Genomic DNA, 20,625 nt, shown 5'->3' on the forward strand with positions numbered 1-20,625 from the left:
GGTCAACCGTGGGCGCTACGCCAACAGTTGGCGTCTACTGGCGTAACGCTAGTAGTTGCCCAGGGTGTTTTCGTGGCCACATTTTGGCCACACTTCACCTCAAAACCGGGTGATTCAGCGTTATCTCCGGTGATGTATTCGGCCAGTTCAGGCGGTGTTTACGCCTCTGGCCAGGCGGTCGATTAGGGTTCAAATCCCTCCGCCACCGCCAAAGCTCCCCACCTGTTCACGCAGGTGGGGAGCTTTTTTGTGTGGTAAACCTGGCGTGCGAGCGCTGCCGACCGTCAGGACGGACACGCTCCGACTGGACCATCGGACGACCGGCCAGTCCGCCATTCGGACGAGGACAGCGCTGGACTTCGGAGGAGATCGGAAGCCGCACTAAGTCTTATGGGGGAGGGGCCGTCCTCCGGTGGACATTCACAGGTTGACGAAGTTCAGGAGCGGCGAGCGATCCACTCTGCAGCGGCGGCATCGATGTCCTGCTTCAGCTTCTCGAAGAACGAGGGTGGCGGGGTGGGGATCAAATCTGCTGCGGTAGTGAGGGATCGACTGAGGGCGATCCGACGCTCGCGTAACTCGTCGTCGGTCAGGAGCGTCAGGTCCGCCATTGCGAGCTCCCCCGATCGGTGTGATTCGTGTTTCGGGCAGACCGTGCGCATCGGGATCGATGCATGATTCGATGCGCACGGCCCAGGCGCTCCAGGCTGGGGGCCGGAATGCAAAAACCACTTTACCAAATGATTACTAATGGCTGTGGGTGTGCCCGCTTTCGGTGTTCGTGGAGCGCTTTCACAGGGTTCTCCCAGGTCGTAACTCCTGACAATCGTTGAAGCTGCAACTATCGTCGAACCCATGAAAAAGATCTGGTGGATCGGCGGAGCAGTAGTTGTGGTCGTACTCGCCCTGCTTGTGGGGCCGTGGGCGTACGGGAAATTCATCGCTGAAGACGATGCGCCGGCGGCCGTGGTATCCACTCAGGGTGCAGAAGCGGCGTCCGGATCGATCGACGGGCAGTGGACCGTCGTCGCCGGGCAGGGGGACAACCAGACGGCAGCGGGGTACACCGTGCACGAGATTCTCAACGGATCGAGTGTGACCGTCGTCGGAACCACCGGCGAAGTGAGCGGAAACGCGGTTGTCGAGGGTGAAAAGCTCACGTCAGGCGAAGTGACGGTGCAGGTGGCAAGCATCAAGACCGACTCGGATCGGCGCGACGGCCAGTTCACGGGCAATGTGATGGATACCAGCACGTATCCGACGGCGACGTTCACGATCGACTCGCCGGTGGACTTGGCTGCTGTGCCGACGGACGGAACAACGGCGACGGTCACGGTGTCTGGCACCTTGACTCTCAAAGGTCAGTCCAAGCCGGTGTCGGTCGACATGACCGTGCTGCATTCGGGTGATTCGCTGATCGCATCGGGCTCGATTCCGGTCACCTGGACCGATTTCGGAGTTGAACCCCCGTCCCTCGGTTTTGTCACCGTCGACGCCAGTGGATCGGTGGACTTCCTCGTCTCACTCGCCGCGAGCTGAATTACGTCTACCCGATTCGCACTGCTTCGGGGCGGGCAGGGAAGATTAAGGACATGACCTTCCTTTCTTGTTGTCCGTTCCGAAGGCAGTGTGTGATTTCTGCCCGGACGGAATGAACAGGTGATGCCCCGGTGGAGACCGTTCCGAACGGGTGAAGACCCCGATCCACGGTTCACTCTCGCCAATGAGCGGACGTATCTGGCCTGGATCCGCACGGCGACGGCCTTTGTCGCGTCGGGCGTCGGACTCGAAGCGTTCGGCGGCGACATTCTCAACCCGACGGTTCGTGCCGGCTTGGCAGCGTTGTTACTCGTCGGCGGCGCTCTGATCGCCATCACTTCTTTTGTTCACTGGATCAGCGCCGAGCGAGCACTGCGTGCTGAGCGCTCGTTGCCGGTACCGCTGATGGCGCCGGTGGTCGGCATCGTGCTGGTGATCTGCGCGACCGTCCTGGTGGTCGAGGTCGTGAACTGATTGACCGCGCTGGAACCGTCGGAAGGTGTCAAGCCTCCGGACAAGGGCTTGCAGTCCGAGCGCACATCGCTCTCGTTCGTACGGACGAGTCTGTCGATCCTCGGCTTGTCTGCCGCCTGTTTGAGATGGTTGCCGCCGTTCGGTTCGCTAGCACTGATCGGCCCGTCCCTCGCTGCCGTGCTTGTCGTGGCGGTGACGGTCTACGAACGTCGGTCGCGGCCCAGGCGGTTGGCCCAGTTCTCAGCCGAAAAGGCAACGCCAGCTTTGGGTATGGGTGCAGCTCTCGCGGTCGCCCTGCTCCTGCTCAGTGCGACGGGGCTGTGGATTCTGTTGAAGTAACCTCGGCTTTGGGTGCCCAGCCGGGTGGGCCGAACACGTAGCCTGCGCGCTGGCGCCACGACTTCGACGCTTTCCAGTCGCGAGCGATGGCAGCGTATTCGCGTGTTTGGAGCTTCCAGATGTTGTACGTTCCGACCGGCGTCGTGAGTCCGTAGGTGGGCCGGTGGGTTTCGGCTGCGAATGTTCCGAACATCCGGTCCCAGATGATGAGGATTCCGGCGTAGTTGCGGTCGAGGTACTCGGCGTCGGACCCGTGGTGGACGCGATGGTGCGACGGCGTGTTGAAGATGAATTCGATGGGCCGCCAGAGTTTTCCGACACGTTCGGTGTGGACGAAGAACTGGTAGACGAGGCTGACGGAGAAGCCGACGAACACCATCCACGGCGGAATCCCGAGGAACGGCAACGGCAACCACATGATGATCTCACCGCTGTTGTTCCACTTCTGCCGCAGTGCGGTGCTGAAGTTGAAGTACTCACTCGAATGGTGAGCCTGGTGTGTGGCCCAGATGACCCGAACTCGGTGCGCGATGCGGTGATACGCGTAATAGAGGACGTCGATTCCGAGCAGCAGGATCACCCAGGTGTACCAGGCCGTCGGCGAGAGGTGCCACGGAGCGAGGTACACCCAGATTGCGGAATAGCCGATCAGCGCCAGCACTTTCCAGAAGGTGCTCGTTGCGATCGACACGAGTCCGAGCAGAACGCTGGTTCTGGCGTCGACGCTTCGGTAGCCGCCTTCCTCGGGTCGTGCGCGTCCGTCGGCGTCGTCGGGATGATCCTCGAGAGCGCGGGCCGCGAACCATTCGATTGCCAGGAAGATGACAAACGCGGGGATTGCGAGCGTGACTGGATCATGGAGCGGTTCGAGAAGTGACTTCCATGATTCGAGAAGGGTCTCCCACACGCGATTTGTCCTGTTCTCTAGCTTCGATCGTTACATCATGCATCAAAATGTAACGTCATGGAACCCTTTGCGGCGAAGAACTCGCAGGTTTGTTGCGACTATTCATAGAACGATGGTAGGAATTGCCGGTGCATATCACCGCGAAGGTGGACTACGCCGTGCGGACTCTGGTCGAGCTCGCGGCAGTAGGTCCTGACCCGGCCAAGGCCGAGTTTCTCGCCAAATCCCAGGTCATACCCCACAAGTTCCTGGAAGCGGTGCTCTCCGACCTGCGGCGCGGCGGCTTGGTCAACAGCCGTCGAGGCCCGGACGGGGGATACTGGCTCGCTCGGTCCGCGGACGAGATCACGATTGCCGACGTCATACGAGCCGTCGAAGGACCGCTTGCTTCGATTCGGGGTCAGCGACCGGAAGACGTCGACTACGGGGGGCCGGCGACGCCCCTCAAGGAGGTGTGGATTGCAGTGCGCGTCAACCTCCGTGCTGTGCTCGAAAATGTCACACTCACCGATGTTGCAGGTGGGGAGTTGCCCGAGTTCATTCACGAACTGACGGCAGATCCCGAGGCGTGGAATCGGCGCTGATACAGCCCGGTTTCAGGGTGCCCGTCGACGCGGAACAGTCATAGGAGCAGTGTTCGCAGTGTTGCCTCCCGCGGATTTTGCGTCGTACATCAGATGATCGGCCGCAACGATTGCTCGGGAGAACTCGTTGTAGTCGAACTCTTCCTGATACGGGATGAAAGGTAGCGTCGCTGCTCCGACGCTGACCGTGGCCAAGGGGTCGTCGGAAGCGTTCACGACGGCTTTGGGCAGTGTCGCGATTCTTTTGCGAAGTCCGTACGGGGTGCCGATCATCACAACGGTGAACTCCTCGCCGCCGGTGCGCGCGGCGTAGCCGAAACCGTTCACATGCTCCTGCAGGCGCGTTCCGGTCCGGATGATGACGGCGTCACCGACTTCGTGACCGAAGGTGTCGTTCACAGCCTTGAACTTGTCGATGTCGACGACGGCAACAGCAATGTCGGCACGATTTGCCGACGCGACCGACCAGATGCGCTCCGACATGTCCCACAGCCCTCGCCGGTTCAGCAGTCCGGTGAGTGCATCCACCTTGGATCCCGTTGCGCGCGAGAGTAATTGCCGCCAGGTGAATTGAATGGTGGCCGGAATGAAGATCACGGCACACAGTACGACGTCGGTGCGTGCAATCACGCTGGTTGCCGAGTAGTCGCCGTTCGTCAGGCCGAGCACGGTCAGGGCGATGACAAACGTCGTGGCAAAGGCGAGGTGGAATGCCAGCCAGCGGCGGTCGAGAAAATAGGTGAAGTAGGCGCCGGTGGCGACAAAGAGTGCCGCGCCGAAAAGGGCGGCGTTATGGCTGGTGAAGGTGATGAGAATCGAGGCAGTTCCGAGATCCGCCCACAGACCGTAGAGCTTGAGCATGCGTGAACCTCTGATTCGGCCGACAAACCAGAGAATCGTGGGGATCAGGTTGACGGTCGCAATGCCGACGAGCCAACTGCGCGCAAACGGTCCGTCCGGGCCCTCTCCGCTGAGGAGAAACAGGAACGCCACGATCGAGAAATTGAGTGAGCAGAATCCGATGGTGAGACGGACGAGACGTAGTACGGAGCCTCGTCCGGACTTCGATCCCCACAGCATTACCGTGGACGAAACCGGCCAGGTATGCAGGAGCGGGTCCATCAGATTCCTTCGCCGAGCACATTGCGGTTAATTCACCGCAAAGTATGTCAGGCCATGTTGATTCACGCGTCAGCTTGGCAGTGGGCGTCACGCCGTGGAGCTGCTCACAACTCTCTCTGTCGTGCTGTTCAGGCATTTGCCGTGCGTGAGTGTGAGGTACGCCTCGAGTTTCCGCGCTGTGTGTTCGATCGCACAATATTGCAGAGCTCTGCAAAGTTGCAGAGCTCTGCAAGTTGGGTACCGTGTTGGAGTGATCATCGAACAAGGCCTTCGCGACCGCAAGAAGGCAGCAACCCGTGCCGCACTCAGTGGCGCGGCAGCACGGCTCGCTCGTGCGCTGGGGATCGAATGCGTCACCGCTGACGCGATCGCCTCCGAGGCCGGAGTGTCGACGAGGACGTTCCACAACTACTTCTCCAGCAAGGAGGAGGCAGTGCTCGCCAGTTTCGAGGAATCGGTGAACCTGTGGATCGAGGCGCTTGCCTCGCGGCCCGCGGACGAACCAATTCTCGACGTCCTCGAAGAACTTGTGGTCGAAATCGTGAACGACTCAGGTCCGAGTGGGAGTGAGAAGGCAAGTATCTGGCTGCTGTCGGATTCGAGTCCCGCGCTCTACCGGGATGCCGCAGACATGCATCAGCGGATCAACCGTGCAGTCGTTCAGGCATTGGCGGAACGCACCGGTACCGACGCCGAGAAGGACCTGTACCCGACGCTCCTCCTGGGAGCGGTGGGCGGAGCCGCTAAATCGGTGATCGACGTCTGGACTGGCGGAAAGTCGGAGGCTTCCAGTCCGGAGGAGTTGGTTCACGACGCTTTTCGGCAGATTCGTGCCGGATTGCCCGCGCCGCCGCCCGCCCCTGAGATGTCGCGTCCCTGAGATGTCCCGTCTCTGAGCCCCACACGTAATACCTGTCCACGTACACGCACCGAAACAGCAAGGAGCCCGTCGTGGCCACCTATCTTTATCGGATCGGCAAGTTCGCCTACCGGCGAAAAGGCGCGGTCCTCAGCGTTTGGCTGATAATCCTGGTCCTGATGGGCGTCGGGGCAGCCACCCTGTCCGGCCCCACCAAGGATTCGTTCTCCATTCCGGGAACCCCGGCACAGCAGGCGCAAGACCTGATGGCGGAGCGTTTTCCCGACGCGCCCAACCCGATGGATTCGCTGAGCGCACGATACGTAGTGCAAGCTCCGGCGGGCACGACGCTGGCCGATCCGGCGAACGTCAAGGCCATGGACGAGATGCTCGAGAGTATCCGTGGCATCGACAAGGTCGCCGACTCCGCCAAGGTGGACCCGGCGACTGCCACTCCGGAACAGGCCGCGAAGGCGTTGGTCAATCCGGTTACCGGCAACGACTCCATGGTTGCGATGTTCAAGGAAAAGGCTGCTGCGGCTGGAACTTCCGAGACGCAGGCCGTGGACGACGCGCGCGCGTTGTCGCCGCTCAGTGCCGACGGCACGGTCGGGTACGTCGAGGTTCCGTTCAGCGGTGACTTCGCCGATCTCGATCAGGCGTTACGTGATTCGATCAACTCCGCAGCCGATGTCGGTCGGGCCGAGGGACTCAACGTCCAGGTCAGTGGTTCTGCTGCACAGGAAGCGGAGATGCCCGGTGGTGTCACCGAGCTGATCGGTATCGCCGTTGCCGCTGTCGTTCTGGCCATCACGTTCGGTTCGCTTGTGGCCGCGGGGCTTCCGCTCCTCACCGCGATCATCGGTATCGCTATCGGCAGCCTTGGAATCACGGTTGCCACCGGATTCATGGATCTCAGTTCGATGACTCCGACGCTGGCGATCATGATCGGTCTGGCCGTGGCGATCGACTACTCGCTGTTCATCATGTCCAGGTTCAGGCATGAGCTCACCCTCACCGACAACCGTGCCGAAGCAGCAGGTCGCGCCGTCGGAACCGCCGGTTCCGCAGTGGTATTCGCCGGTTTGACAGTCATCATCGCGCTCGTTGCCTTGCGTGTCGTCGGTATCCCGTTCCTCTCGGACATGGGTGCGGCAGCGGCCTTTACCGTGCTGATCGCGGTTCTGATCGCCTTGACCTTGCTGCCTGCGATCCTGGGAATGTTCGGACGCAAGGCTTTTGCCGGCAAGATTCCCTTCCTCAGCAAGCGCGCGGAGGAGTCCGAAAACGATGATTCAGGCAAGCCGAAGCTGGCTCTGCGCTTCATCACCGCCGTCGTTCGTCGTCCGCTCGTGCCGCTGATCGGTGGAGTAGTTCTTCTGGGCGCATTGGCTCTGCCCGCAACGGGATTGAGCCTGGCATTGCCGTCGGAGGCCACCGGTGACCCGGCGACCAGTGCGCGTCAGGCGTACGACCTGATCGACGAGGGCTTCGGTGACGGCCGCAACGGACCGCTGATCGCGGTTGTCGACGCCAAAGATGCCAGCGTCCCCGCCGGGGAGGCCTTTGCGGAGGTCGTCTCGACCATCTCGAGCTTCGGTGACGTCCAGAACGCACAGGTCGTGAGGGTCAACGAAGCCGGCGACACCGCGCAGGTACTGATCACTCCGAAGAGCGGACCGACCGATCCGGCCACGATGGACCTGGTGGGCAGCCTCCGCGGAGCAGAAGGCGGACTCAACGATTCGATCGGCGTCAGCTACGGCATCACTGGTCAGACCGCACTCGAAGGCGACGTCTCGGACACGCTGAAGGATGCATTGGTGCCCTACCTTGCCGTAGTGGTCGGCCTTGCATTCATTCTGTTGCTCTTGGTGTTCCGCTCGATCCTGGTTCCGCTGACCGCGACGCTCGGCTTCCTGCTCAGCGTGCTCGCGACATTCGGTGCGACGGTGGCGATCTTCCAGCACGGTTGGTTGGGCATCATCTCGAACCCGCAACCGCTCGTGAGTTTCATGCCGATCTTCCTGATCGGCGTGGTGTTCGGGTTGGCGATGGACTACCAGGTGTTCCTCGTGACGCGTATGCGTGAGGAGTACGTCCACGGTGCGAGCGCGAAGGAGGCCGTGACCATCGGCTTCAACCACGGTGCCCGCGTGGTCAGTGCGGCCGCGGTCATCATGATCTCCGTGTTCGGTGCCTTCATCGCAGAACCGAACTCGTTCATCAAGTCGATCGGATTCGCGCTCGCCGCGGCGGTGTTCTTCGACGCCTTCATCGTGCGCATGGTGATCATCCCGTCCGTCATGGCACTGCTCGGCGACAAGGCGTGGTGGCTGCCGAAGTGGCTGGACAAGATTCTGCCGAACGTCGACATCGAGGGTGAGAAGCTCAGCAAGGCCCTCCGTGACGAGAAGGAAGCGGAACTGCAGTCCGCATCTGCTTGATCTCTGCTGTGCGCCTTTATTAACCCCCCGCGGTTAATAAAGGCGCACAGCTGTTTTTGTGTATCGAAATATCCAGCGGCACATGTCGGCCAGGATTGGTAACCTTCGCTCACTATGCTGATCAGGCTGCTGCGCACTTATCTGACGCCGTACCGGGGTGAACTCACGGGCGTTGTCGTCCTGCAGTTTATTTCGACTATGGCGGCCCTTTACCTTCCGAGTCTCAACGCCGACATCATCGACAACGGCGTGACCAAAGGCGACACCGGCTACATCCTCTCCACCGGCGGGATGATGCTGATGGTCACGCTGACGCAGATCCTGTGCTCGGTGGGTGCCGTCTTCTTCGGAGCACGAGTCGCCATGGGCGTCGGACGCGACCTCCGAGCGTCGGTGCTGCATCAGGTCGGGACGTTCTCGGCCAGGGAAGTCGGGCACTTCGGTGCGCCTTCGCTGATCACCCGCAATACCAACGACGTCCAGCAAGTACAGATGATGGTCGTGATGAGTTGCACCATCCTCGTCATGGCGCCGATCATGTGTATCGGCGGCATCATCATGGCTCTACGACAGGACCTGAATCTTTCCTGGATCCTCGGGATCAGCGTCCCGCTCCTCGTAGTCTCGATGGGTTTCCTGATTGCCCGGATGGTCCCCGGATTCAGGGTCATGCAGGGCCGCCTCGACGCCGTCAACCGTGTTCTTCGCGAACAGATCACGGGCATCCGCGTCGTCCGAGCGTTTGTACGGGAACCGTACGAGGTAGAGCGTTTCGGCGACGCCAACCGCGAACTGACGGAGACTGCACTCGGCGTCGGCCGCCTCATGGCACTGATGTTCCCGCTCGTGATGCTGATCAGCAATGTCACCAGCGTCGCGGTCATCTGGTTCGGTGGCCATCAGATCAACGAGGGCTCGATGCAGATCGGCTCGCTCACCGCGATGCTCAGCTACATCATGCAGATCCTGATGGCCGTCATGATGGCCACTTTCATGGCGGTGATGCTGCCGCGTGCGTCGGTGTGCGCCGAACGTATCTCCGAGGTGCTCGACACGGATTCGTCGGTGATTCCGCCCGAGAACCCGGTCCGAGAACTGAAGGACCCGGGAGTCGTCGAACTTCGTGGCGCTCAGTTCCAGTTCCCCGGAGCCGAGGAACCTGTATTGCGCGACATCACGTTCCGTGCCGAACCCGGCAAGACGACGGCGATCATCGGCGGCACCGGATCGGGAAAGACCACTCTGCTCAACCTGATTCCGCGTTTGATCGACTCCACCTCCGGATCGGTATCGGTGGGAGGAGTCGACGTCCGCGACATCGACACGGAGTTGCTCTGCTCGGTGATCGGTCTGGTCCCGCAGAAGCCGTATCTGTTCTCCGGCACTGTCGCCACCAATCTCCGCTACGGAAACCCCGAAGCTACCGACGAATGGCTGTGGGAGTGCCTCGAGATCGCCCAAGCTGCCGACTTCGTCCGCGCCATGCCAGAAGGCCTGAGCACACCGGTGGCACAGGGCGGTACGACGGTATCGGGCGGTCAGCGTCAGAGACTCGCCATCGCCAGAGCGTTGGTGCGTAAGCCGCAGATCTATCTGTTCGACGATTCCTTCTCGGCACTCGACCTCACTACCGACGCACGGCTGCGTGCGGCGCTCCGGCCGGTCACGCAAGACGCCTGCATCGTCGTTGTCGCGCAGCGTATCTCCACCATCGTCGAGGCCGATCAGATCATCGTGCTCGACGACGGCGCCATCGTGGGGATCGGCACGCACGACGAACTCGTGGTCAGTTGTCCCACCTACGGCGAAATCGTCGCCTCTCAGCTAGCCGTACAGGACGCATCATGAGTAATCGACCGACTTCCTCGCCTCCCATCGGCCCGCCCGGCGGCGGCGATCCCACCAAGAAGGCCATGAACTTCGGCCCTTCTCTCAAGCGTCTCCTCGGTCGCTTGAGCCCGGACAAGCCGATCGTCATCCTGATCTTCGCTTTGGTGACGGCAAGCGTCGTACTTTCCTCGATCGCGCCGAAGATCCTGGGAAACGCCACCAATCTGATCTTCGACGGCATCGTCAGCAAGCAACTCCAGCCGGGGACGACCAAGGAACAGGCTGTCGAAGGATTGCGCGCTTCGGGGCAGGGTCAGCTCGCCGACATGGTGTCCGGCATGGCCGTAGTGCCCGGAACCGGAATCGATTTCGACGCCGTCGGCAAGGTTTTGATGATCGTGCTGCTGCTGTTCGTCTGCGCGTCGCTGTTCAGTTGGCTGCAGGCGTATCTGCTCAACATCGTGGTGCAACGGACCGTTCGCCGTCTGCGTGAGGACGTCGAGCAGAAGATTCATCGACTTCCCTTGCGGTACTTCGATACCCATGCCCGCGGTGACGTACTCTCGCGCGTGACCAATGACATCGACAATGTCGCGCAGAGCTTGCAGCAGACGCTCAGCCAGTTGGTCATGTCGGTGATGACCGTCCTGGGCATTCTGGTGATGATGCTGTGGATCTCGCCGCTACTCGCCCTGATTGCGGTGGCAACTGTTCCGCTGTCGATCATGGTCACGGCGTTCATCGCGAAGCGTTCGCAGAAGCACTTCGTCGCGCAGTGGAAGAGCACTGGCGGAATCAATGCACAGGTCGAGGAAGCCTTCAGTGGCCACGAGTTGGTCAAGGTATTCGGCCGCCAGCACGAGGTCGAGGAGCGCTTCCGCAAGCAGAACGAGGATCTGTACGAGTCGAGCTTCAAGGCGCAGTTCATCTCCGGTCTGGTCATGCCGGCCGTGATGTTCCTCGGCAACCTCAATTACGTTGCCATCGCAGTGGTGGGTGGTATGCGCGTCGCATCCGGAACGATGACGCTCGGCGACGTGCAGGCGTTCATCCAGTACTCGCGTCAGTTCACCCAGCCGCTCACGCAGATCGCGTCGATGACAAATCTGCTGCAGTCCGGTGTCGCTTCGGCCGAGCGTGTTTTTGCGCTGCTCGACCAAGACGAGCAGTCGGAGGACCCGAAGGGCGCGAAGTCGCCCACGGTTGACAAGGGCCGCGTCAAGTTCGAGAACGTCACCTTCAGTTACAAGCCGGAACAGCCGCTGATCGAGGACTTGTCCCTGACCGCCGAGCCCGGCCAGATGGTTGCGATCGTCGGCCCCACAGGGGCAGGCAAGACCACCCTCGTCAACCTCATCCTGCGGTTCTACGAACTCAATTCCGGCCGAATCACTTTGGACGGTATCGATATCGCCGACATGACGCGAGACGATCTACGTTCACGCATCGGCATGGTTCTGCAGGACGCGTGGCTGTTCGGTGGAACCATCCGCGAGAACATCGCGTACGGCAAGCCTGGTGCCACCGATGAGGAGATTCGTCGTGCGGCCGAGATGAGCTACGTCGACAAGTTCGTGCACTCTCTGCCTGAGGGTTACGACACGGTCATCGACGAGGAAGGCAGCAACGTCAGTGCCGGCGAGAAGCAGCTCATCACCATCGCCCGCGCCTTCATTTCGCAGCCGTCTATTCTGATCCTCGACGAGGCGACCAGTTCGGTGGACACACGCACCGAACTGCTGGTCCAGAGCGCCACCGCGGTTCTGCGCAGTGACCGCACCAGCTTTGTCATCGCGCACCGTCTTTCGACAATTCGTGATGCGAACCTGATCGTGGTGATGGAGGAAGGCCGGATCGTGGAGCAGGGGAGCCATGAGGCTCTGCTCGAATCCCGCGGCGCGTACTTCCGTCTGTACAACAGCCAATTCGTGGGCGCGGAGATCTGATGCCTCAGTAGACTGGAGCAGACTTGGTCCGCTGGGTGGACCACATTCTGTGTACTGGAGGCGCTCGGCGATGCATTCGTTGCTGGGGAAAGCGCGCCTGATACTCGATTCCTTCGATGCGGATTCGGGTGCGCTGTCGCTGACCGAACTTGCGAATCGGAGTGGTGTTGCGAAGGCGACGGTGCATCGAATAGCCGGTGAACTGGTGTCTCTTGGTCTACTGGAACGGGTCGGAACCAAGTACAGGTTGGGGTTACGGCTCTTCGAACTGGGGCAGTTGGTTCCTCGTCAACGTATTCTGCGCGAGGTGTCCTTGACGTATGTGCAGGATCTTCACGCGGCGACCCGGGAGACGGTTCACCTCGCGATTCGCGACGGCCTCGATGTTCTGTACATCGACAAGATCTCCGGTCATCACGGGGTGGACCTGCCGTCGCGGGTGGCTGGCCGGCTGCCGATGTATGCCACGGCAACCGGCAAAGCGATACTCGCGTACTCACCGGATTCAGTTTTTCGAGCGGTGACAGGCAACGGATTTGTCGAGTTCACCGATCGGACGGTGAACTCGGAAGACGGGTTACGTAGGCAACTCGACGCTGTTCGTTCGCAGCAGTTGGCGGTCGAGACCGAAGAGGTTCGCCTGGGAACATCGAGTATCGCTGCCCCGATCTTCGGTGGACTTGGTGAAGCAGTTGCCGCGATCGGTGTGTCGAGTCCGCGGCATCGAATGGATACCGAGCGTTTTGCCGAACCGTTGCGCGCGGCGGCCGAAGGGATCAGCCGGAAGGTATCGGTTCTCGAACGCTCGGCATAACCGTTTTATCGACGCACGCAGAGCAGCGCGATCACGCCGAGAACCGAAGCCCCGGTCATGGAGATGGCCACGGCAAGACTGGTGTTGCCGAGAAGGCCGACGATGGGCGCAACCACAGCGGCAGCGCCGAACTGCGCAAATCCGATCAGCGCGGCTGCTGAGCCTGCGGCTTCTCCGTGACGGGACAGTGCAACCGCCGGTGCGTTGGGCATGACAAAACCCGTTGCGCAGAGCATCAGCAGGATGGGGACGGCAAACCCGACGAATCCCCACGAGTCGGTGGCGGCAACAACAACAAATGCAGCGCCGACGGCACTACTGCCCCACATTGCCCAGATCGTGATGGAATTCGGCGACCACCGGCCGAGAAGCACGACGTTGAGCTGGGACGAACCGATCAAAACGACGGCGCCGCCGGCAAAGGCAAATCCGTATGCGGTGGCGCTCAGTCCGAACTGTTCCTGCATCACGTAGGACGACGCGGCGATGTACGACCACAAAACGCCGCGGCCGAGACCGCACACGAGCACCAACACCATGAAGTGGGCATCCTTGCCGAGCGCAATGTAGTTTCGCGCGATGGCGCCGATGCCCTTGCCCGACCGATTCTCGGGTGGAAGTGTTTCCGGCAGCGATACTGCCGCGAGTGCGATCATCGCGATGCCCAGGGTGAAGAGAGCGAGAAAGACTCCGCGCCACTGTGTTACGGACATCAGTGCCCCGCCGATGGAGGGGGCCAGGATGGGCGCTACGCCCATGACCAACATCAGCCGCGAAAGTACAACTGCCGCATCGTGTCCGGTGAATAGATCACGAACGATTGCCATCGCGATCACGCCCGTCGCGGCGGCGCCGAAACCTTGAAGGGTTCGCAGCGCAGTGAGGACTTCGATGGACGGAGCAAAGAAGCAGGCCAACGACGCGCCGACGTGAATTACTGTGCCCACGAGCAGGGGACGTCGACGTCCGTAGATGTCGGACAGTGGGCCGATGAGCAACTGGCCGAAAGCCAGACCCAGCAGTGTGCCCGTGAGGGTCAGCTGAACCATCGTGTCCGACGTGCCGAATTCCTGCGTGATCTGTGGTAGCGCAGGAAGATACATGTCGACGGTGAACGGCCCGAGGGCGGTGAGAATTCCGAGAAGCAGTACCAATCGGATCCGTGCACCGCCCGTCGGGGCGATCACCGTTCGTTCAGTTGTGCTGTTGGTCAAGGAAACCCGAAACTACGCTGTAGTAGTCGTATGGTCGTTCTTCCTGAAGATGATGCGACGCCTTGTCCATGATGTAGAGATGGCCATGGGGAATCATCCGCGCCAGCATGAGCGGGTAGTCCGGGGTGAGGAATGCGTCGTGCATGCCCCAGGCGAAGAGCGTCGGCGCCTGGATCTGGCCGAGTTCAGCTGTGAGATCCTGCCAATCGCCACGAGGTGAGTCCGCCGAGGCAGCCAGGGCCATTTCTTCGGGGTCGAGACTTTGCTCGTATCGCATCTGGAGGGTTTCGGCGGGCAACTTCGATCCGTCGAACCATTCGAGACTGGTGATCAAGGTGCGGAGTTTTTCGAGGGTGGGGCCGGTGCCGCCGTAGTAGACGTCGCGGGCGTTGCGACCACGACGGCCGTCCTCGGGGAGCGGCGCGAGTGGTCCGTAGAAGACGGGCATGCTGCCCGTGATCACCAGGGAGCGAACGCGTTCCGGGTACTTTGCCGCAAGATTGAGCGCTATGGTGCCGCCCCACGAGTTGCAGACGAAGTCTGCGCGTTCGATTCCGAGCTCGTCGAGCAGGGCAACCATCTTGGCGGCGTGGAAGTCCCACATGGGGCCGGTGATGGTGCACTTGTCGGACCGACCGTATTGCAGAAGATCAACGAGAATCGCTCGTCGATCCGAGGCGAAGAGCGGTGCCACCGGCCCGAAGTCGGACCACGCAGTGCAGCCGGGGCCGCCTCCGTGCAGGAAAATCGTGGGGTCGCCCTCGCCGAGGTCGTAGTAATGGAATGTGACGCCATCTGCTTTGGCGTACAAGCTCTTCGGTTGATCAGCCATGGCTATACCTGACCTCGAGGTGAGCGGTGTGGGAAGTATTGCGGTCCGGCAGGCGAACCCGGTTCGTGGCTGTGAGACTTCCGAATGCCTAGCGTGCTGGCATGAGAACAGAACTCGAGCACGCGCGTGATCGCGCGGAGGCGATGATCGGTACGCGGGAAACGCGAGAGCTGGGACCAGTGCGTCCGGCGGAGTCGGTTGCGTTTGCGGTTGCCGCCGCCGAGACGGACTCCCGGTTTCTCGACCCGGAGCACCCGGCATTTGCCGTCCATCCGATGTATCTGCCTTCGCTTTTGCGAGGACCGCAAGGCGGCTCCGATCGAGAGTACCGAGCAGACGGCATGTTCCGTGACGAAGTGCCGGGCACAGACGGTATCGACGTGCGCTTGATGGCCGGCGGGCAGAGTGTGACGTTCTTGCGACCGGCCCCGCTGGATGAGGCTGTCGTCGTAGGGCGCGTACTCGATACTGCGACGACCAAGGGCCGGGCTCCGGACGAGTTTCTGCTGCTCTCGGTCACCAAGACTTACCGGGGTGCGCAGTCCGGCGCATTTGCCGAGGTCGTCGAGAAGTTCATCGTCCGATGACCGAAACAGTAGTCGTGGGCACGCCGATCGAATCGGTAACCTTGGTCTGCGATCCGGTTCGGATCCTTCGATTCGGGGCGTCGACGCACAATTCGCACCGTATTCACTACGACGCCTCCTATGCACAGACGGAGGGGTTGTCCGCCCCGGTGGTCATGGCCCAGTTGCAGGGCACGCTGTTCTTTCGTGCCGCGTCACACTTTGCCGGTGGATACGAAGGAGTTGTGTCAGTCTCCTGGCAGAATCGTGCGCCCGCGCCCGTCGGAACCACACTCGAGGTGTCGGGTGAAGTGTCCCAAATCGACAGTGACCAACTAACTTTGGCGTTGCGGGAGCATTCGGACAATGGCGTGCTGTGTGCCGTCGGAACCGCTGTGGTGGTCCGGGTCTGCTGAGCGAACCGAATCCATTGGCGTAGACCGCAATCTCACCCAAGATCTGTTTCATTCAAACGTTCAGTGTCGAGAGGACTTCACATGACTGGTGTCGAGGCGTCGGAAGCCACGTTCGCGCTGCCCGAGCGGCCACGAGCGGCCGGTCGGCAGGATTGGACGGCATGGCCGGGTTACAACGCAGCCGGCAGCGGATACCGCGGTTACTGGTACCCGGTCACGTGGTCGAACCACATCACCAAAGACCCCAAGAGCTTCACCATCTGTGGTGAAAAGCTGGCGATCATCCGCGACGCAGGCAAGGCATATGCCCTGCACGATCGGTGCCCGCACCGCGGCGTTCCGTTGTCCGAGGGCGATCAGCAGTTCCCGGGAACCGTCAGCTGCCCGTACCACGGCTGGACGTACCGGCTCACCGACGGCAAGCTGGCCGCGGTCATCACCGACGGTCCGGATTCCAAGATCTGCGGCAAGCTGAACGTCCAGACCTATGCGATCGAGGAGCGACTCGGGATGGTGTGGGTGTACATCCCGATCGCCAACGAGCCGGCGCCGTCCATCGACGACCAGTTGCCGCGTGAGCTGGTGGAGAACAAGGGTATCGTCGGTGGTCGTATTCAGCCCCGAGAAGGCAACTGGCGCTTCGCATGTGAGAACGGTTTCGACGAGGGACATGCGAAGTACCTGCACCGCACCGCATTGTGGCGTCTGTTCAAGCCGATGCCCACGTGGAACATCACGAGCATCGTTCCGGAGGGACGCTGGATCTACCGCGTGCAGGAAGAGGTGTACTGGGAGGCGGAATTCCCGGGCGTGGGAACCTGGACGAACAAGCGGTGGTGGAAGAAGAAGCCGGACGAGACCCAGATTTCGCAGATCGGAAACGTCGGCGCCGGCCTGGATGTCAATCCTGTGATCGCAGCTCAGAACTTCCCCGGTTTTGCTTCACTGTCCATGCCGGGTGTCCTGCGCATCGCGTACCCCAAGTTCATTCATTACGAGTTCTACGTCCCGGTGGACGAAGACAACCACAAGTACGTCGGCCTCATGGTCAACTTCGTCTCCGGCGCAGCAAAATTGGGCTTCTACGCCAAGTATCTCGGCGCGATCCGCTGGCTGTTCCACGGTCAGTTCTCGGGTCAGGATGCGTGGATGGTCGAGGTTACCGACGCGCCGCCGGAGAAGCTGTACCGACCGGACGTGTCGCTGACGACGTGGCGAAATCTGGCAGAGGAAGAGTACGCCGAGAAGATCGCCGACGCGGCCAAGCACACCCCCAAGGCGCCGGTCAGGCCCACCCGAGAGCGACGGACGCCAACGCCCCGCTCGGCCCCTGTCGCCGACGCTCAGATTCCCACCGGCACCAGCGAATAGGAGAGATACATGTTCAAGATTCTGACGGCTGTCGCTATCGGTGCCGCTGTTGCAGTGGCAGTTCCCAAGCTGTGGCAGATGGCCGGCGAGCGCAGCAATACTCAGGTACATCAGGTCAATCCATGACCACTGCGAGGGCCGACGCTCTCGCAGGCCTAGGCGACGAGCGCCGGGAATGGGTCGAGCGAGCCTACGCCCATGTCGATCGTGCGCGATTGCGGGATCTCGCCACTTCGGTGGTGAACATTCCCAGCCCGACGGGTGATGAAGCACCGCTGGCCCGCCACATCACGGCGGTCCTGGCAGCGTCGGGCATCGAGGCCCACACAATGGATCTCGATGATCGGCAAGCGAACTCGTGGGGAAGGCTCCGCGGTGACGGGTCCGGACCGGACCTGTTGCTGTATGCGCCGATCGACACCGTCACGACGGGCGATCCGGCGGAAGACCTGCCGTGGGTGGGAAACGAGTTGCGAGCGGATCTGACGCCGCACGCTCAGTTCGACGAGAACTACGTGATCGGATTGGGTGCGTCGAACCCTAAAGGCCACGCCGTCTGCATCGTCGCGGCGGCCGAAGCAATTGCCGCAGCGGGTATTCCGCTCCGCGGTGACCTGGTACTCGGATTCGGCGCCGGCGGTATGCCGACCAATGCCCGCCCGGGTGTCGGAAACCCCCGACGCAACACCGGCCAGGGCGTCGGCTGCTCGTTCCTCCTGGAACAGGGAGTGTGGGCGGACTGCGCGCTGATCGCCAAGCCCGGCTGGACGGTTTCCTGGGAAGAAGTGGGCCTGGCCTGGTTCGAGATCACGGTGCACGGTCTGCACACCTACGTCGGTTCGCGCCACCGGTTGCCGTACCGCAACGCGATTACCGCCGCCGGCGAGGTGGTCGCCAAGTTGGAGGAATGGTTCCCGAAGTACTCGGCGGCGCATCAGGACGGTTTGGTTGCGCCTCAGGGGATCGTTGCCAACATCCGCGGCGGGTGGGAGCGAACAGCGTCGTTCACCCCCGAGCAGGTGCGCCTTACCGTTGATCTGCGGCTCAGCCCGCGGACGACGCCCACCGCGGCCAAGCGCGAACTCAAAGCCGTCGTGGCGGAGATCGCACAATCGCTGGATCTGCAGATCGACGTCGAACAGGTTCTTGCCATCCCCGGTGAGGGTTCCGACCCTCGAATGTGGTTGCGCCGCGCCGCAGTCCACGCGTGGGAAGCTGCCGAAGGAGAGCCGCATCAGGACTTCTTCGACGCGAGTGGAGCCACCGACGCAAACATCCTGCGCAGCCGCGGGATCCCGACGATTCGGGTGGGTATGCCCAAGGTGGTCGACGCACCGTTCGAGGTGGACTTCGCGATGGGGATGAACACTGTGGATCTGGCTGCGGCGGAGAGATTTACGAAGTATCTGATCCGAGTGGCCCTCGACACCGTCACCCGCTCGCTCGAGGAAGTAGGAATCGACTGATGGCGAAGATAGTTCTGGGTATCGGTGCCTCCCACAGCACCTTGATGAACACCCATTGGGAAGAGACGACGCACAAGGCGGAGGCCGAACGCTTCCGGGACGCGCTGTATATGAGCCGGGAGAAGATCGCGGCGTCGAAACCCGATGTTGTCTTGATTCTCGGCTCCAACCACTTTCGCGGTTTCTGGCTGGATCTGATTCCGGCGTTCACTCTCGGCGTCGGAGAGTGCATTTCCAGTGGCGAGTCAGGAACACCCAAGGGACCGCAACGGGTCGACGTGGAGTTCGCCAGGCACCTTGCAAACGAGCTGATCGAAGGTGGCCGGTTCGATCTTGCCTACTCGGCGCGATTGCAGATCGATCATGGTCAGTCTCACGCGATTCAGTACCTTCTCGACGGTATCGATGTTCCGATAGTTCCGTTGGTGGTCAACGTATTCGCGCCGCCTCTCCCGACGTTCAAGCGATGTGAGGAAGTGGCGAAGGCCCTGCGGGATGCCGTTGCGTCGTACTCGGCGGATACCCGCGTCGTGGTGATCGCGTCCGGCGGATTGTCTCATCGTCTGCCCTGGCCGGACTGGCGTGATCCGCACGGTGAGGACGAGGATTTCATGGTTCAAGCCTGGCTGGACGGCCGGGAGAACTGGTCCGACTACGACGTCCGGCGACGCCAGATCATCCGCGCGGCCGATGCCGCGATCACTCCGGAGTTCGATGACCGAATTCTTGATCTGTTTGCCAGTGGCAAGGCAAGTGAGCTTGCCGAGTTCACGACGCAGCAGATCGAAGACGAGGCGGGCAACGGTGCGCAGGAGTTGCGGACCTGGCTCATGATGGCCGCGATGCTCGACTACGTTCCGGGTGAATGCCTTGCCTACGAAGCGATTCCCGAGTGGCTCACCGGTATGGGTGTCACGATTCTCGATCCAGCTGGAACAGCCAGCGCAACAACATAATCTGCACCTTCAGTAAAGGAAGTTTCTCTGATGACAATCTGGAACGAACTTGCCGGACTCGATTTCGAGTTGACGACCGTCGACGCCGGCGGTGTGCCCACGCGCTCTCTGCAGGCAGGATCCGGTGACGAGGCCGTGATCTTCCTGCACGGCACCAGCGGACACCTCGAGGCATTTGCACGCAATATTGCACCGCACGCCGAGTCTTACCGGGTTCACGCGATCGACATGCTCGGCCATGGTTACACCGGCAAGCCTGACTACCCGTACGAGATTCCGCGCTACGTCGAGCATTTGGTGAACTACCTCGACGCGGTCGGACTGGACCGTGTGCACTTGGTGGGCGAAAGCCTCGGTGGTTGGGTCGCTGCCTACCTGGCCAGCGAGCAGCCCGAACGTGTTCTGTCGCTGCAGTTGCTGGCAGCAGGCGGAACAGTCGCGAACCCGGTAGTCATGGAGCGCATCAAGACGTCGACCGCGAAGGCCGTCCAGAGCGACGACATCGAATTGACCCGCGCACGTATGCAGTTGCTCATGCATGATCCCGCCGATGCAACCGAGGAATTGGTTCAGGCTCGTCACCGGATCTACCATCAGCCTGATTTTGTCGCCAACATCCACAACCTCCTTTCCTTGCAGGAGATGGAGGTTCGCCAGCGGAACCTGCTGCGCCCGGATCGAATGGCACTCATCAAGGTGCCGACTCTTGTGGTCTGGGGTCAGGAAAATCCGTTCGGTGATGTTCCGGAAGCGAAGAAGATGGCCGAGGATATTCCGGGCGCTCAGCTCGAACTCTACTCGGAGTGCGGTCACTGGCCGCAGCACGAGCAGGCAGCGAAGTACAACCCGCTGAGCCTCGAGTTCTTGGCAAAGGCATCAGCCAGCGCGAAGGCAGCTATCTGAGAAGTTCCTGCCAAATATACTGCTGCGTAATGGAGCCGGT

Annotated in this window: 20 protein-coding genes; 15 read left to right on the forward strand and 5 right to left on the reverse strand. The window is 61.4% G+C overall.

What is annotated here, in order from left to right:
* Positions 1 to 437: 437 nt before the first annotated feature.
* Complete coding sequence (locus tag QMA15_RS04470) at positions 438 to 611, reverse strand: hypothetical protein (protein WP_003943953.1); 174 nt, start codon at positions 609 to 611, stop codon at positions 438 to 440.
* A gap of 244 nt (positions 612 to 855) precedes the next feature.
* Here QMA15_RS04470 and QMA15_RS04475 point away from each other — a divergent pair, with 244 nt between their 5' ends.
* The 3 genes from QMA15_RS04475 (at position 856) to QMA15_RS04485 (ending at position 2,352) form a co-directional block, all read left to right on the forward strand.
* On the forward strand, positions 856 to 1,539 hold the full coding sequence (locus QMA15_RS04475) for a YceI family protein (protein WP_019746487.1): 684 nt from the start codon (positions 856 to 858) through the stop codon (positions 1,537 to 1,539).
* Between the two features lie 123 nt (positions 1,540 to 1,662).
* The gene (locus QMA15_RS04480; RefSeq protein WP_029537421.1) at positions 1,663 to 2,013 is read left to right on the forward strand and encodes a DUF202 domain-containing protein; all 351 of its coding nucleotides are present in this window, start codon (positions 1,663 to 1,665) and stop codon (positions 2,011 to 2,013) included.
* Complete coding sequence (locus tag QMA15_RS04485) at positions 2,014 to 2,352, forward strand: DUF202 domain-containing protein (RefSeq protein WP_029254269.1); 339 nt, start codon at positions 2,014 to 2,016, stop codon at positions 2,350 to 2,352.
* Here the strand turns inward: QMA15_RS04485 and QMA15_RS04490 are convergent.
* Entirely contained in the window at positions 2,318 to 3,259 is a 942-nt protein-coding gene (locus tag QMA15_RS04490) for a sterol desaturase family protein (protein WP_029254270.1), read from the reverse strand. The genes QMA15_RS04485 and QMA15_RS04490 overlap by 35 nt on opposite strands.
* A 128-nt stretch (positions 3,260 to 3,387) precedes the next feature.
* Here QMA15_RS04490 and QMA15_RS04495 point away from each other — a divergent pair, with 128 nt between their 5' ends.
* Positions 3,388 to 3,843, forward strand: coding sequence for an Rrf2 family transcriptional regulator (locus QMA15_RS04495; RefSeq protein WP_003943908.1), 456 nt, complete (start codon positions 3,388 to 3,390; stop codon positions 3,841 to 3,843).
* Positions 3,844 to 3,855: 12 nt separating this feature from the next.
* Here the strand turns inward: QMA15_RS04495 and QMA15_RS04500 are convergent, their stop codons facing one another.
* Entirely contained in the window at positions 3,856 to 4,965 is a 1,110-nt protein-coding gene (locus QMA15_RS04500; RefSeq protein ID WP_029254271.1) for a sensor domain-containing diguanylate cyclase, read from the reverse strand.
* A gap of 250 nt (positions 4,966 to 5,215) precedes the next feature.
* On the opposite strand from QMA15_RS04500, the gene QMA15_RS04505 reads away from it, so the two are divergent.
* From QMA15_RS04505 to QMA15_RS04525, 5 genes are all read left to right on the forward strand, one after another.
* A complete protein-coding gene (locus QMA15_RS04505) occupies positions 5,216 to 5,845 on the forward strand; it encodes a TetR/AcrR family transcriptional regulator (protein WP_007731646.1) in 630 nt (209 codons plus the stop codon).
* Between the two features lie 71 nt (positions 5,846 to 5,916).
* On the forward strand, positions 5,917 to 8,271 hold the full coding sequence (locus QMA15_RS04510; RefSeq protein ID WP_279162952.1) for an MMPL family transporter: 2,355 nt from the start codon (positions 5,917 to 5,919) through the stop codon (positions 8,269 to 8,271).
* 114 nt (positions 8,272 to 8,385) lie between these two features.
* Positions 8,386 to 10,119: an ABC transporter ATP-binding protein gene (locus tag QMA15_RS04515; protein WP_279162953.1), complete on the forward strand. Its 1,734-nt coding sequence runs from the start codon at positions 8,386 to 8,388 to the stop codon at positions 10,117 to 10,119.
* Positions 10,116 to 12,047 (forward strand): ABC transporter ATP-binding protein, encoded by a 1,932-nt coding sequence (locus tag QMA15_RS04520; protein ID WP_020968186.1) that lies wholly within the window; start codon positions 10,116 to 10,118, stop codon positions 12,045 to 12,047. Before QMA15_RS04515 ends, QMA15_RS04520 begins: the two co-directional genes overlap by 4 nt.
* Positions 12,048 to 12,117: 70 nt before the next feature.
* Positions 12,118 to 12,861, forward strand: a complete 744-nt coding sequence (locus QMA15_RS04525; RefSeq protein ID WP_279162954.1) for an IclR family transcriptional regulator — start codon at positions 12,118 to 12,120, stop codon at positions 12,859 to 12,861.
* Positions 12,862 to 12,866: 5 nt separating this feature from the next.
* Here the strand turns inward: QMA15_RS04525 and QMA15_RS04530 are convergent, their stop codons facing one another.
* Positions 12,867 to 14,048 (reverse strand): multidrug effflux MFS transporter, encoded by a 1,182-nt coding sequence (locus tag QMA15_RS04530; protein ID WP_279162955.1) that lies wholly within the window; start codon positions 14,046 to 14,048, stop codon positions 12,867 to 12,869.
* A gap of 7 nt (positions 14,049 to 14,055) precedes the next feature.
* Entirely contained in the window at positions 14,056 to 14,907 is an 852-nt protein-coding gene (locus QMA15_RS04535; RefSeq protein WP_021342530.1) for an alpha/beta hydrolase, read from the reverse strand.
* 101 nt (positions 14,908 to 15,008) lie between these two features.
* Here QMA15_RS04535 and QMA15_RS04540 point away from each other — a divergent pair, with 101 nt between their 5' ends.
* The 6 genes from QMA15_RS04540 (at position 15,009) to QMA15_RS04565 (ending at position 20,585) form a co-directional block, all read left to right on the forward strand.
* Complete coding sequence (locus tag QMA15_RS04540) at positions 15,009 to 15,494, forward strand: hypothetical protein (RefSeq protein ID WP_021332873.1); 486 nt, start codon at positions 15,009 to 15,011, stop codon at positions 15,492 to 15,494.
* Entirely contained in the window at positions 15,491 to 15,889 is a 399-nt protein-coding gene (locus tag QMA15_RS04545; protein ID WP_021332874.1) for a hypothetical protein, read from the forward strand. Before QMA15_RS04540 ends, QMA15_RS04545 begins: the two co-directional genes overlap by 4 nt.
* 81 nt (positions 15,890 to 15,970) lie before the next feature.
* Entirely contained in the window at positions 15,971 to 17,260 is a 1,290-nt protein-coding gene (locus QMA15_RS04550; RefSeq protein ID WP_279162956.1) for an aromatic ring-hydroxylating dioxygenase subunit alpha, read from the forward strand.
* A 122-nt stretch (positions 17,261 to 17,382) separates the two neighbouring features.
* Positions 17,383 to 18,726: a peptidase dimerization domain-containing protein gene (locus QMA15_RS04555; RefSeq protein WP_007731632.1), complete on the forward strand. Its 1,344-nt coding sequence runs from the start codon at positions 17,383 to 17,385 to the stop codon at positions 18,724 to 18,726.
* A complete protein-coding gene (locus tag QMA15_RS04560) occupies positions 18,726 to 19,682 on the forward strand; it encodes a catechol 1,2-dioxygenase (protein WP_290283726.1) in 957 nt (318 codons plus the stop codon). Before QMA15_RS04555 ends, QMA15_RS04560 begins: the two co-directional genes overlap by 1 nt.
* Positions 19,683 to 19,712: 30 nt before the next feature.
* Positions 19,713 to 20,585, forward strand: coding sequence for an alpha/beta hydrolase (locus tag QMA15_RS04565; RefSeq protein WP_279162958.1), 873 nt, complete (start codon positions 19,713 to 19,715; stop codon positions 20,583 to 20,585).
* Positions 20,586 to 20,625: the final 40 nt, after the last annotated feature.

Source organism: Rhodococcus sp. APC 3903 (assembly GCF_030407755.1).
GTDB lineage: Bacteria > Actinomycetota > Actinomycetes > Mycobacteriales > Mycobacteriaceae > Rhodococcus_F > Rhodococcus_F erythropolis.